The organism is Roseateles amylovorans (assembly GCF_025398155.2).
In the GTDB taxonomy this organism is placed as follows: Bacteria; Pseudomonadota; Gammaproteobacteria; order Burkholderiales; family Burkholderiaceae_C; genus Roseateles; species Roseateles amylovorans.
In genome coordinates this window covers 304,792-317,453 of the sequence record NZ_CP104562.2, presented here as the reverse complement: position 1 = coordinate 317,453, position 12,662 = coordinate 304,792, and the positions used below count along the sequence as shown (strand labels likewise).

10 protein-coding genes are annotated in these 12,662 nt (G+C 67.8%); 4 read left to right on the top strand and 6 right to left on the bottom strand.

Features of this window, described 5'->3' with window-relative positions; all coding sequences use genetic code 11:
• Positions 1-72: 72 nt before the first annotated feature.
• On the bottom strand, positions 73-1,605 hold the full coding sequence (locus N4261_RS01375) for a CoA-acylating methylmalonate-semialdehyde dehydrogenase (protein WP_261758451.1): 1,533 nt from the start codon (positions 1,603-1,605) through the stop codon (positions 73-75).
• Positions 1,606-1,716: 111 nt separating this feature from the next.
• Between N4261_RS01375 and N4261_RS01370 the strand changes: the two genes are divergently transcribed.
• Entirely contained in the window at positions 1,717-2,817 is a 1,101-nt protein-coding gene (locus tag N4261_RS01370; RefSeq protein ID WP_261758450.1) for a LysR family transcriptional regulator, read from the top strand.
• Positions 2,818-2,908: 91 nt separating this feature from the next.
• Here N4261_RS01370 and N4261_RS01365 read toward each other — a convergent pair whose 3' ends face one another.
• Complete coding sequence (locus N4261_RS01365; protein ID WP_261758449.1) at positions 2,909-3,421, bottom strand: GNAT family N-acetyltransferase; 513 nt, start codon at positions 3,419-3,421, stop codon at positions 2,909-2,911.
• Between the two features lie 416 nt (positions 3,422-3,837).
• On the opposite strand from N4261_RS01365, the gene N4261_RS01360 reads away from it, so the two are divergent.
• The 3 genes from N4261_RS01360 to N4261_RS01350 all read left to right on the top strand — a co-directional run bounded on the left by N4261_RS01360 (position 3,838) and on the right by N4261_RS01350 (position 6,366).
• Positions 3,838-4,731, top strand: a complete 894-nt coding sequence (locus N4261_RS01360) for a YecA/YgfB family protein (RefSeq protein WP_261758448.1) — start codon at positions 3,838-3,840, stop codon at positions 4,729-4,731.
• A gap of 127 nt (positions 4,732-4,858) precedes the next feature.
• Positions 4,859-5,413 carry a type IV toxin-antitoxin system AbiEi family antitoxin gene (gene abiEi / locus N4261_RS01355; protein WP_435531993.1) on the top strand — a complete coding sequence of 185 codons (555 nt, stop codon included), beginning with the start codon at positions 4,859-4,861 and terminating at the stop codon, positions 5,411-5,413.
• A complete protein-coding gene (locus N4261_RS01350; protein WP_261758446.1) occupies positions 5,410-6,366 on the top strand; it encodes a nucleotidyl transferase AbiEii/AbiGii toxin family protein in 957 nt (318 codons plus the stop codon). Before abiEi ends, N4261_RS01350 begins: the two co-directional genes overlap by 4 nt.
• A 51-nt stretch (positions 6,367-6,417) precedes the next feature.
• Here N4261_RS01350 and N4261_RS01345 read toward each other — a convergent pair whose 3' ends face one another.
• The 4 genes from N4261_RS01345 to N4261_RS01330 form a co-directional block, all read right to left on the bottom strand.
• Positions 6,418-8,949 (bottom strand): S9 family peptidase, encoded by a 2,532-nt coding sequence (locus N4261_RS01345; protein ID WP_261758445.1) that lies wholly within the window; start codon positions 8,947-8,949, stop codon positions 6,418-6,420.
• Positions 8,950-9,043: 94 nt separating this feature from the next.
• Entirely contained in the window at positions 9,044-10,369 is a 1,326-nt protein-coding gene (locus tag N4261_RS01340) for an Hsp70 family protein (RefSeq protein ID WP_261758444.1), read from the bottom strand.
• A gap of 260 nt (positions 10,370-10,629) precedes the next feature.
• A complete protein-coding gene (locus N4261_RS01335; protein ID WP_261758443.1) occupies positions 10,630-11,955 on the bottom strand; it encodes a D-amino acid dehydrogenase in 1,326 nt (441 codons plus the stop codon).
• A gap of 10 nt (positions 11,956-11,965) precedes the next feature.
• The gene (locus N4261_RS01330; protein WP_261758442.1) at positions 11,966-12,586 is read right to left on the bottom strand and encodes a LysE/ArgO family amino acid transporter; all 621 of its coding nucleotides are present in this window, start codon (positions 12,584-12,586) and stop codon (positions 11,966-11,968) included.
• Between the last annotated feature and the right edge of the window lie 76 nt (positions 12,587-12,662).

Here is a 12,662-nt window from a genome sequence, read left to right as displayed (position 1 = left end):
CTCGCGCCCGTGTCGCATGCAGGCCGCATGCGGGCTGCATGCGGCCTGCAAGGGCCTTGACCGTTGGCCAGCTCAGGCGCTGGTCGGCATCGTGAATTCCGCGCCCTTGCCGATGCTGGCGGGCCAGCGCTGCATGACGCTCTTTTGCTTGGTGTAGAAGCGCACCCCTTCCTCGCCATAGGCATGCATGTCGCCGAACAGGCTCTTCTTCCAGCCGCCGAATCCCTGCCAGGCCATCGGCACCGGAATCGGCACATTGATGCCGACCATGCCCACCTGCACCCGGCGCGAAAATTCGCGGGCCACATTGCCATCGCTGGTGAAGCAGGCCACGCCGTTGCCGAACTCATGCGCATTGACCAGCGCCAGCGCTTCGGCAAAGTCCCGGACCCGCACGCAAACCAGCACCGGTCCGAAAATCTCTTCCTTGTAGATGCGCATGTGCGGCTGGACATGGTCGAACAGCGAGCCGCCGGTGAAGAACCCGTCGGGATGGCCGGGCACCTGATGACCGCGCCCATCCACCACCAGCGTGGCGCCCTCCTCCACGCCGAGGGCGATGTAGCCTTCGATGCGGTCGCGCGCCTCGCGGGTGACGATCGGGCCCATCTCGGCCTCGAGGTCCATGCCGTTGCGGATCTTCAGGCTGCGGGCGCGCTCGGCCAGGCGCGGCACGATGCGATCCGCCACCTCGCCCACCAGTACCGCCACCGAGATCGCCATGCAGCGCTCCCCCGCCGACCCGTAGGCGGCGCCGATCAGCGCATCCACCGACTGGTCGAGGTCGGCATCCGGCATCACCACCATGTGGTTCTTGGCGCCACCGAGGGCCTGGACCCGCTTGCCCTGGCGGGCACCGGTCTCATAGAGGCTCTGGGCGATCGGCGTGGAACCGACGAAGCTCAGCGCCTTGACATCCGGATGGTGCACCAGCGCCTCCACCACCTGCTTGTCGCCCTGGATGACGTTGAAGATGCCGTCCGGCAGCCCGGCCTGGCGCCACAGCTCGGCCATCAGCAGGCTGGGCGACGGATCGCGCTCGCTGGGCTTGAGGATGAAGGCATTGCCGGTGGCGATGGCCAACGGCGCCATCCACATCGGGACCATGAAGGGGAAGTTGAACGGGGTGATGCCGGCGACCACGCCGAGGGGCTGGCGCAGGGTCCAGTTGTCGATGCCGGTAGAGACCTGTTCGGTGTAATCGCCCTTGAGCAGTTGCGGCACGCCGCAGGCGAACTCCACGACGTCGATGCCGCGGCTGACTTCGCCCTGAGCGTCGGTGAACACCTTGCCGTGCTCGGCGGTGATCATCGCGGCCAGACGGTCCCGGTTCTGGTTCAGCAGTTCCAGGAACTTGAACATCACCCGGGCCCGGCGCAGCGGCGGCGCATCCGCCCAGGCGGGGAACGCGGCCTGCGCCGCGGCCACGGCGGTGTCCACATCCGCCGCGCTGCCCAGTTGCAACTGGCGCGCCACCGCCCCGGTGGCCGGGTTGTAGACCGCCTGGCTGCGGCCGGAGGTGGCCGCCACGCGCTGGCCGGCGATGAAGTGCGTCAGGTCGGCGCTGTCACTGTAGGCGATGGGGGCGGGGGAAGCAGTGCTCACGGCGGTCTCCGAATGAAAGGCCTCGGAAGAGGCATGGGCTCAGTCTAGGCAGCAGGCCCCTCGCTGCCTAGGGCCTGCTGCCGGCCAGACTGTTCGATAAACTGAACAATCATGACCAAGTCTTCCGCCCGGCGTCCCACGGTCGCCATCGCTGCCGATCCCTTTGAACTTCCGTCGTCGACGGGCGCCGGCACTGGCCGGCCGTCCGCGTCGGAGGCCGGTTCGGGACCGGTCATTCCCACGGCACCGCCGAGATCCACGCCGCAGGCGACATGGCCCGACCTGCGTCCGGAGATCCGTGACGAACAACTGTGGTCGCAGTTGCAGGCCTTGATTGCAGTCGCGCGGTTGAGCAGCTTCACCCGGGCGGCGCAGCGACTGTCGCTGTCCAAGGCGGCGGTGAGCCAGCGCATCTCCGACCTGGAGCGCCATCTGGGCCAGCAACTGGTGCAGCGCACCACCCGCTCGGTGCGACTGAGCGAGGCGGGACAGCGGCTGGTCGAACAGGCCGAACCGGGTCTGGTCCTGCTCAGTCGCAGCCTCACCGAAGCCCGCGACGCCGCCGGGGCGCCGCGCGGCCTGCTGCGAGTGACGGCGCCGGTCGCGCTGGGCCGGCAGCATGTGGCGCCGATGCTGGTGCCGTTCTTCGAGCGGTATCCGGATTTGCGCATCGAGCTGGATCTGTCCGATCGGTTGGTGCCCCTGACGCAGGAAGGTTTCGACCTCGCGATCCGGCACACCAGCCAGCCGCCGGACACCCACGTCGCCTTCAAACTCTGTGAGTCGCGGGCGCTGCTGCTGGCCAGTCCGTCCTACCTGGCGCGGGCGGGCCGGCCGCAGCATCCCGCCGAACTCGCGCAGCACCGCTGCCTGCCGTATCTGCGGCCCGGGCCGGCTCATTGGTTCTTCGAACGCCGTGCGGGTGTCCCGGCCGAGCGCTTGCGGGTGCCGGTGCAGGGGCTCTTGCGCGCCGGCAACAGCGAGGTGCTGCGCGATGCCGCACTCGCGGGCCTGGGTCTGGCCCTGCTGCCCGACTTCAGCGCCAGAGACGCGGTGCGCGACGGCCAACTGATCGAGGTCCTGCCGGACTGGCGGGTGGTGGGCTTCTTCGGCGAGGCGATCTATGCGGTGCATCCGTGGAGCAGCCACACGCCGCAGGGGGTGCGGTTGCTCATCGAGCATCTGAAGGCGGCGATGAACGGCGGCTTCTGACGGCTGGCGGACTGGCCTTGCGACCGGGCGGGTGGTCAGGACGCTGCGTTCAGCCGTCGCGGCAGACCCCAGGAGATCGACCGACGACCGATCACGCCTCCGCTGGCGGATTGGCGAGCACCGTCGAACGCGGCCGCAGGTAGTAGAGATCGAACTCCGACTCCTCCACCCACAGGAAGCCATGGCGCTGATAGAAGCGGTTGGCATCGCTGCCACGCAGCGCGCCGACTCGCACTGGCAACCCGAGGGCCTCCGCTTGTGCGAACACCCGCTGCAGCACGGCCGCCCCGAGACCGCGGCCCTGCGCATCGGGATGCAGATAGAGGTGGTCCAGCAACAGCCAGTCCGGCTGGGGGCGGATGACGACGAAACCCAACCGCTGGCGATCGACCTCGATGTGCCGGGTCAGCGCTGGATCGAAGCTGGCGAGAAAACGTTCCCGCGCCCGCTGGGGATCAAAGCGTCCGAGCCGCTCGAGACTCGGCTTCATGGCCGCAATCCGCAGCACGATGAGCGCCTCCGCATCGTCGGGGCTGACCGGCGTCAGGCGCAGGGTCGCCGACAGCGCCCCAGTCGGGCGATCTGGTGTCTTTCCGGATGTCATCTGACCATCGTAGGGCGGCATGGTCGGCACACCGGCTGCTCATCGCCGCGCGATCCACAAAAAAGGACGCCCGACCAGCGAGCTGATCGGGCGTTGCAAGTCCTAGAAAGGACGTCGTTGGGATCGGTGCGAGGCGGTGGCGTCGCTTGAGACCAACTCTAGGGCGAACCCTGGGTCAATCACATCCCCAGTAGGTGGGATGCTTGCGAAAAATCGTCAGTTTCTGTAAGCGGCACTTCGTCATACGGAATTCCCATCGACGGTACCGATTCCAGCGGGTTGCATGCGGGGCGGGAGGTCGGATTCCGGTCCGGTGCGGGTTCGATGCGGTTCGGTTCTGGGTCGGGTCCGGCGCCGTTGCGGCCTGATGCTGCAGACCGATCTTCCCGATTTCGGCCCTCTCCGATAATGCGGTGATGAGCGCGCCCAAGCCCCCTTCGAAATCTTCCCGCCCGGCCTCCCCGTCCGGCGGCAGCCGATCCACGCGGACCTCTGCGCCCAGCGGGTCGCGTCCCGCCGGGGCACGGGCCGGCACACGGCCCACGACGGCCGCGCCATCCGCGCGCGCCTCACGCGACGTCGATCCGCGCGAGGCATCGGCCCGCGGCGCCGATCGGTCGCCGGCGCCAGCGGTTCGCCACGCCCCAACGCCCCACAGCGCGCCGCCAACCCAGCCCGCACCGCCGGCGGAATGGAGCGACCAGGACCTGGAGCGCCTGCAAGCCTTGCTGGACGCGGTGCCTGCGCCGCTGGAGCCGCTGGATGTGTCGATGCTGGACGGCTTCCTGGTTGCCGTGGTGTTGCAGCCGCGCCCGGCAGCGTTGTCGGCGTGGTGGCCCTGGGTGCTGGACAGCGAAGGCCGCGATGCCCCGGCCCGTTACGACGGACAGCCGCTGCTGGCGCTGGTGCAGCGACGCCACCGCGAACTGGCGCGGGCCATCGCCGACCGCCAATGGTTTGATCCGTGGGTCTTCGAGCTGGATGAGGAGGCCTCACCATCCGACACCGTGCTGCCCTGGGTGGCCGGTTTCGCTCTCGCGGCCGATGTGCTGCCGGGGCTGATGGCGCTCGATGAGCAGCAGCTCACCGAACCGCTGGCCCAGCTTTACATGCATCTGGATCCGGAGGATCTGGAAGACGCGGAGGCGCTGCTCGAGGAAATCGAGAGCCTGGAGCCGCCCGAGACCTTGGATGAAGCGGTGGAGTCCCTGGTGCGCGCCAGCCTGCTGCTCGCCGATGTGTCCCAGCCGCGCAGTGAGCCGCGGCCCAACCGGGGGCCGCGACGCGGCGCGCCGGGCGGTCGTCGGTGACCGTGCCAAGGCGTTCCGACCGTGTGCCGCGCGCCTAGGGCTTGACCGGGCAGGCATTGACGAACACGGCTTTCTCGTTGATTATGTGGACGCGAACCCTACTTTTTATTAGGGTTCGCGTCGACATATGTTGAGAACCGAGCTGAATCGCCGATTGGCCGAACTCGACCGGATGGGCATTCACGTCCTGGCCCACAGAGACATCGAGAAGCTCTTTCCGGACGAAGGCGAGAAGGCGATGGAGAAATCCCTGCAGCGGATGGTGATCGACGGCGTGCTGGTGCGGGCGGCGAGAGGCCTTTTTGTGAACCCTGCGGCGAAGAGCAAGAACCGCTGGATTGCCGAAGAGGTCGCCAAGGCGTTACGACCGGGCTGTCTCTCCTATGTCAGCTTGGAATCCATCTTGTCCGAATATGGCGCGATCTCGCAGATTCCGGTCGACCGTCTCACGGTGATGACCACCGGACGGCGCGGCGTCCACAACACGCCCTTTGGCACCATTGAGTTCACCCACACGCAACGCGCTCGCTCGGACATCCTCGAACACACGCTGGCGCCGCCCGGGCGACCGCTTCGCATCGCCACGCGAAACACGGCGATTCGAGACCTGCGGCGGGTTGGGCGCAACACCAACCTGGTCCTGGCCGATGGGGACGATGCGTCCGAGGAGGACTTCAAGTGAGCGAAAAAGAGGACTTCGACAGGCTGGTGGACCTGGCCATGTCCAACCCCGCCTTGTCCACGATGCGCCAGGTGGTGGAGAAGGAGTTGCTGCACTACGAGATCTTCCAGGCGTTGGACGGCGAGGGATTGCTCAAGGATCTGGTGTTCCAGGGTGGCACCGCGCTGCGCTTGTGCCGGGGCTCCGATCGGTACAGCGAGGATCTCGACTTCGCAGGCGGGGTGGACTTCTCCCACCCTCAGATGGCCAGGATCCAGGCCTGCGTCGAGCGGCGAATTGGTGACCGCTTCGGCTTGAATGTCTCGGTGAAGAACAAGCCCGCCAAGACAGCCGATGATCGGCTGCACCATGTGAAAGTGGACAAGTGGTGGATCTCTATCGAGACCGCGCCGGAAAATCCGGCGATGCCGCGTCAGAAGATCAAACTCGAGATCGCCAACGTGCCGGCACACACGCGCGAGTTGAGGCCTTTGCTGGCCAACTACGATTCAGTGAGAGCCATGCCGACGGTGTTCGTGAACACCGAATCGCTCGCCGAAATCATGGCCGACAAGATCCTTGCCTTCCCGACCTCGCTGACGGACAACAAGGGCCAGCCTGTCGAATCTGACGCGATCAAGATTCGACACCGGGACATCTGGGATCTGGCCTGGCTATCCCAGCAGGGCGCCAAACTGGATCCGACGCTGGTTGCTGCCAAGATCAACGACTACGGCGTGACAGGCTACGACGCCATGCTCGATCAGACGATTGCCCGCCTCCCTGTCGTGATCCACGACAAAGCCTTCAAAGCGCAGATGAGCCGATTCATCGACTCGGCCACGCGTGCAAGAACGTTGGATCAGCCGGGATACCTGGACTATTTGTCGACGTCCATCGGCGCGCTCTTCACCAGCATGCGTGAACAGCTGGCGTGGGCACTGAGCACGGCTCGGGATCGGTCCAACGCGTAAGCGTTGACCGTGTCCCGAGTACACGCTCAATTCCGTCCACCGCGCCGCGCTTTACTTCCCCGCCCCATTGTTCCCAGCCGTCGCCGCGAAGGCGGTGGACGGCACGCCGGGGCCGACCTGGCGCTTCATCCAGTCGCTCATCTCCCAGAGCGTGTGCCCCAGCGATTCACGTGCGGTGTAGCCGTGCGACTCGAAGGGCAGCGAGACATAGCGCACCGTGCCGCCGGTGCCCGCCAGCGCCTGGTACAGGCGCGCGCTCTGGATCGGGAAGGTGCCGGAGTTGTTGTCCGCCTCGCCATGGATGAGCAGCAGCGGCTCCTTGAGCTTGTCGGCAAAGTTGAACGGGGAGAGTTTCTGGTAGACGTCCTGCGCCTCCCAGTAGGTGCGGCGTTCGCTCTGGAAGCCGAATGGCGTGAGGCTGCGGTTGTAGGCGCCGCTGCGGGCAATGCCGGCCTTGAAGAGGTCGGTATGGGCCAGCAGGTTGGCCGTCATGAAGGCACCGTAGCTGTGGCCGCCGACGACCATCTTCTCGCGGTCGCTCACCCCCAGGTCCACCGCCTTGTCGATGATGGCCTGTGCATTGGCGGTGATCTGCGCGATGAAGCTGTCGTTGACCGTCTTGGGATCGCCGACCACCGGCATCGTCGCCTCCATCAGCACCACATAGCCGTCCAGCAGCAGCATCAGCGGGCTCATGCCGGCGAAGGTGTTGAATCGGTTGCTGGAACCGCTGACCTGGCCCGCCGTGGACGCGTCGGTGTACTCCAGCGGATAGGCCCAGACGAAGGTCGGACGGCGCTCGCCGGTCTGGTAGCCAGGCGGCAGGTACAGCCAGAACGACAGCTCCACGCCGTCGGCCCGCTTGAAGCGGACGAACTCGCGCTGGATGCCGCGCAGCTGCGGCGTGGGATCCTTCACCTCGGTGATCGGCTTCAGGCTGGCCAGCGAGGGCCCGCTGCGCAGCATCACATTGCCGGGTTCATTCACGCTCTCCCGCACCGTCAGCACCTGGGCGCCGGCCGCATCCAGCACCGCCAGCGGCCGCTCGAAGTGGGCCGTATCGCCGTTGCGGCCGGACTGGAACAGCCGTGAGGTCTTGGCGTCGGCCAGACTCAGGCGGTCGATGAAGGGCTTGTCGCCTTCAGGGCTGGCACCCGCACCGAGGAACCAGAGTGCGCCATCGTCCACACGCACCACACGACGGCCGCTGGCCTGCATGCGGGTGACCGGGGTGCCGGGATCGCGATAGCGGTCGCGCACCGAGCGCTCGATCAGCCGCTGGGCCGGCGCGCTGCCATCCAGCGTGACCAGGTCGGTGGCGGTGCGCATCTTCGACAGATCGAAGTCGCTCACCAGGGCCTGCCGGCCCCCTTCGAGGAAGTCGAGGCGCGACAGGCGCTGCGCCACGCGGGCGACTTCGCGGGCCGCGCCGGTGTAGGGCGCGTCCAGCCGCATCAGTCGGTCCCGATGCGGGACTTGGTTGCGGTTGTCACCGCCGTCGAGGGCTTCCACCCAGTAGACCGCGGCGTCCGCCCCCGGCGACGCGAAGAAGCGGCGCGGGCCGGTGATCACGCCTTCGACCGGCACGCCTTCGCGCAACTTCACCTGGCCCACCGGGATGACCTTGCCTGCCGCATCCCGCACCTCGGCCACCGAGGCGAAATCATCCCAGCCGACCTGGTAGCTGAACGGCTGCGCCAGCCGCATGCTCAACCAATGGCCGCCGGTGCCGAGTGCTTCGATGTGGCTGAACAGCCCCGGCTCACCGACGGTGCGCAGCGCGCCGCTCCGGAGATCGACACGCACCAGCTGCGAGGTGGCGTGATGAGCAAACACCGCCGCTTCCTGCGGATTCGTCAGCATGTCCTGCTGGGTCCGCTCCGGCGAGTTACGACCCAGCGATTCCTGAATCGTCGGCCCGGTCGGCGCCGAGAACACCGGTGCGGCGCCGCGCTTGGCCGGCACGGACAGTGCGATCAGTTCATGGTCATTCAGCCAGACGACATCGTCTTCCAGCAAGGTGTGCAGCTTGAGCTTGGGCACGGCCTTGATCCGGCCGGAGGCCACGTCGCCGACCCACAGCTCGACGGCGTTGTCGGTGCGGCGGTTCAGCAGGAAACGTTGGCCGTCCGGCGAAAAGCGCAGCTGGTGGAAGGCGCCGCCCGCGGGCAGCGCGACGATGCGGTCGCGCCCGTCGACCAGGCTGCGCAGCGTCAGCGCGTCGATGACGGTGAGCAGCTGCGGGCTGTCGGTGGCCGGGTCGTAGCGCAGGCCCGCCTGGCGCAGCACCGGACGCGCCAGCTCGGCGATGCTGCGGTACTTGCGATGCTCGACGATGGCCAGCGTGCGCTGGTCCGGCGACACCTGGAAGACCGGCAGGCCCTTGGCATCCAGCACCGCGCGCATCGCCTCGGATGGCTGGCGATAAAGCGGCGTGGTGTCGCCGCCGGCGGTGCGGGATGCCGAAGAGGCTGCAGGCGACTCGCCGGCCGCATTCGCGAGGGTGGGCGCGGCCAGCGCGCCGACAGTGCCGAGGGCGGCGGACAACGCGAGGCTCAAGGCCAGGGGGCGAGGCGTCTGCATGATGGCGGGGTCTCCCGAGCAAGGAAACCGCGCAATCTAGCAGCGCCGGTCGCCCGAGCCGCTGGTCAGGCCTCGGGATGTACCCGAGTTTGTGTCACTGCGCGAACACGCGTGCCGCATGCAGGCCCAGCCCGGTGGCCACCGAGGCGAACCGGTCGCCCCGCACCTGGGTGGCCGACGGATAGTCCGCCGCGATGCGCTCGGCCAGCAGGCGCAGGCCGGTGGAGCCGCCGGTGAGGTAGAGCGCATCCACATCGCTCGGCGTCAGGCCGGCACGGGCGACCGTCTCGCGGCCGGCGGCCGCAATGCGTTCGATGTCCGCCTGCAGCGCATCCACCGCGGCGCGTTCGCTCAGGGCCACTTCCAGGCCGGATTCGATCAGGCCCAGGTCGATCTGGCAGTCGCCGCCGCCGGACACCGCGATCTTGGCGTCCTCCGCCCGGTGGGCGAGTTCATGGCCCAGGCGCTCCTCCAGCACCGTCATCAGGCGCTGGTGATGGCGGGGGTCGCCATAGAAGTGCTTCATGTTGCGCAGCTCGAGCACCCGCTGCGGGCTGTAGCAGGTGTTGATCAGGTGCCAGGTGGCCAGGTCGAAATAGATGCCGCTGGGCACTTCGCGGGGCGTCTGGCCCGCACGGGTGGGACCCATGGCGCGGTAGCCGAATTCCCGAAGGATGCCGGTGAGCTCGATGTGGCGGTCGAAGTCGGTGCCGGCGATGTGCACGCCGTGGTTGGAGAGGATGTCCTCGCGGCGGTCGATCCGCGACACCCGGTCCGGGCCCACCCGGACCAGCGAAAAGTCCGAGGTACCGCCGCCGATGTCGGCGACCAGCACCAGTTGCTCGCGCTGGGCCTGCTGTTCGTAGTCGAACGCCGCAGCGATCGGCTCGAACTGGAACTGGACCTCCTCGAAGCCGACCGCGCGGGCGGCCGTCATCAAGGAGTGTTGGGCGGCAGCGTCGCGGGTGGGGTCCTCGTCGACGAAATAGACCGGCCGACCCAGCACCACCCGGCGCGGCTCGACGCCGTCCACCGCCGCCTGGCGGCGCAGGCGCTTCAGGTAGCCGGACAGCATGTCGATGTATTTCACGCCGCGGCCGCCGCCGGCATCGGTGACCTGATCGATCAGGCTGGAGCCGAGGATGCTCTTCATCGACCGCATCAGGCGGCCGTCGGTGCCCTCTTCATAGGCGGCGACGGCGGCGCGGCCGAAGGCGCGGGGCGGGCCGTCGGCGTCATGGCGGCCCTCGGCGAAATAGAACACCGCGGTGGGCATCGTGGTGTGGGCGCCTTCCAGCGCCACCAGCCGCATCGCGCCGGGGCGCTGCGGGTCCGGCACGGCCACGGCGGAATTGGACGTGCCGAAGTCGATCGCGCAGAAGTCGCGCGGCAGGTCGGAGGAGGAGGAAACCGATGCCATGGTGCGTACGGGACCGGTGCGCGAACGCCGATCCAGGAAATGGAAAAAGGGCGCGGATTCTAGCCGTGCCCCTTTTTTCGTGCCTTCGTCAGGCGGTGACGATGCCGTGACGAAATGCCTGGCGTGCAGGCAGATCGCCGTCGAAACCGGCGCTCATCGCCTGCGTTGGCGCCGGCGTTGGTGTCGATGAATGCGTCGGACAGCGTCGTTCCGCGCGGCCTGGGTGCCCGTCAAAAGACCGTTCAGGCCGTTCAGACCATTCAGGCCGTCTGCAACCGACGCACGGACCTGGCCGGCAACGCAGGACCGTAGAACGCAAAGTCCAGCTCGGGCCGCTGGCCGTTGATGAGTTCCGCCAGCGCCCGGCCGGAGCCCGCCCCGTGGGTCCAGCCCAAAGTACCGTGACCGGCATTGAGCCACAGATTGGACGCCTTTTCGCTGCGGCCGATGTAGGGCACGTTGGTCGGCGTGCTGGGGCGAAGACCGGTCCAGTAGTTGGGTTCGGAGAGATCGGCCACGCCGGGGAACAGTTCCTCATAGCGCCGCACCAGGGACTCGCAGCGCACCTTGGAGGTGGGGCTGTCCAGGCTGGTATCCAGGCCCACCAGCTCCGCGGTGCCGGCGATCCGGACATGGTCGCCCAGGCGCGAGATCGCGATCTTGCGGGCATCGTCCAGCAGGCTGACCATGCTGGCGGCTTCCGGCTTCTTGAGCCGCAAGGTGGCCGAGTAGCCCTTGGCCGGATAGATGTTGAGGTGCTCGCCCAGCGGCTTCATCAGGCCGGGGGCGTAAGAGGCCAGCGCGACCACATACGCATCGCCCTTGAGCCATTGGGTCTGACCGGTCTCGCGGGACCGGATCTGCACGCCGGCGATCTCGGTGCCGTGGGCGCCGCCTTGCGGTTGCAGGGCGTCGATGTCGTGATTCCACAGGAACTGCGCCCCGCGTGCGGCGGCCAGTCGCGCCAGCGCCTGGGTGAAGACACGCGCATCGCCGGACTCATCGCTGGGCGTGTAGGTGCCGCCATGCACATAGCGTTCGCCGGAGCGCAGCGCCGGCTCGATCGCCAGGACTTCCTCGCGCGACAGCACACGGCGGTCCACGCCGTGGCGGCGCATGATCTCCGCGCCCTCCGCGCCCGCCTGGAAATCGGCCTCGCTGCCGAAGAAGTGCAGGATGCCGCGTTCGACGCGGTTGTATTCAATGCCGGTCTGATCCACCAGCGCGCGCATCGACTCATGGCTGTAGCGACCGAGTCGCACCAGTTGGCCGACATTGCGCTCGAAGGCGGCAGTGGTGCACTGTCCAAGGAAGGACAGGCCCCAGCGCCACTGCGCCGGGTCCATGCGGGGACGGAACAGCAGCGGTGCGTCATCGCGCAGCAGCCACTTGGCCACCTTCAGCGGGGCTCCGGCATTGGCCCACGGCTCACAGAAGCAGACCGAGATCTGCGCACCGTTGGCGAAGCTGGTTTCCAGCGCGGCATCGGGCTGACGGTCGACCACGACCACGTCATGGCCCTGCTCCAGCAAATACCACGCGGTGTGGATGCCGATGATGCCGGCGCCCAGGACGATCACTTTCATACGGAACTCCTCAGCCCAAGGGGCGCAACAGCAACTGCAGGCCCAGCCAGGCCATCACCAGGGCGATCACGGCGTCGATGCTGCGCCAGACCGCCGGACGGCGCAACGGCACCGCCACCGCCGCCGCGCCGAAGCCCAGCAGCGAAAACCACATCCAGGACGCCACCGAGGCGCCGACGGCGAACGCCGTCTGCCCGGCGGCCGGCTGCTGGGCGCCGAGGGTGCCCAGCAACACCACCGTGTCCAGGTAGACATGGGGATTCAGATAAGTCATGGCCAGCGTGCTGCTCAGCACCGCCGTCAGCGAGGCACTGCCCGCCTGCGCCTGCAGGCCGGCCTTGGGCCACAGCGCCCGGCGGGCCGCCGTCAGCGAATACGCCAGCAGGAACAGCGCGCCGCCCCAGCGGAACACCTCCATCAGCAACGGACTGGCGGCAATCAGCCGGCCCAGGCCGAACACGCCCAGCCAGATCAGCAACATGTCCGAGAGGGCACACACCATCACCACCGGCGCCACATGCTGGCGCATCAGCCCCTGCCGCAGCACCAGCGCGTTCTGGGCGCCGATAGCGACGATCAGGCCGGCTCCGGTGAGCCAGCCTTGCATCAATGCGGCGCTGGGGAGGGACATGGCGGCAATGCCTTGGAAGAAGGGAAGGAAGCGAGCGGGCTGCGAAATCTTGGGGGCGAGACCCTTCACGCCGAAA

Bases quoted from the DNA above. Each gene is read 5' to 3' on its own strand.
- N4261_RS01370 (WP_261758450.1), top strand. From the start codon at position 1,717: ATGACCAAGTCTTCCGCCCGGCGTCCCACGGTCGCCATCGCTGCCGAT.
- N4261_RS01365 (WP_261758449.1), bottom strand. From the start codon at position 3,421: ATGACATCCGGAAAGACACCAGATCGCCCGACTGGGGCGCTGTCGGCG.
- N4261_RS01360 (WP_261758448.1), top strand. From the start codon at position 3,838: ATGAGCGCGCCCAAGCCCCCTTCGAAATCTTCCCGCCCGGCCTCCCCG.
- abiEi (WP_435531993.1), top strand. From the start codon at position 4,859: ATGTTGAGAACCGAGCTGAATCGCCGATTGGCCGAACTCGACCGGATG.
- N4261_RS01345 (WP_261758445.1), bottom strand. From the start codon at position 8,949: ATGCAGACGCCTCGCCCCCTGGCCTTGAGCCTCGCGTTGTCCGCCGCC.
- N4261_RS01340 (WP_261758444.1), bottom strand. From the start codon at position 10,369: ATGGCATCGGTTTCCTCCTCCTCCGACCTGCCGCGCGACTTCTGCGCG.
- N4261_RS01335 (WP_261758443.1), bottom strand. From the start codon at position 11,955: ATGAAAGTGATCGTCCTGGGCGCCGGCATCATCGGCATCCACACCGCG.
- N4261_RS01330 (WP_261758442.1), bottom strand. From the start codon at position 12,586: ATGTCCCTCCCCAGCGCCGCATTGATGCAAGGCTGGCTCACCGGAGCC.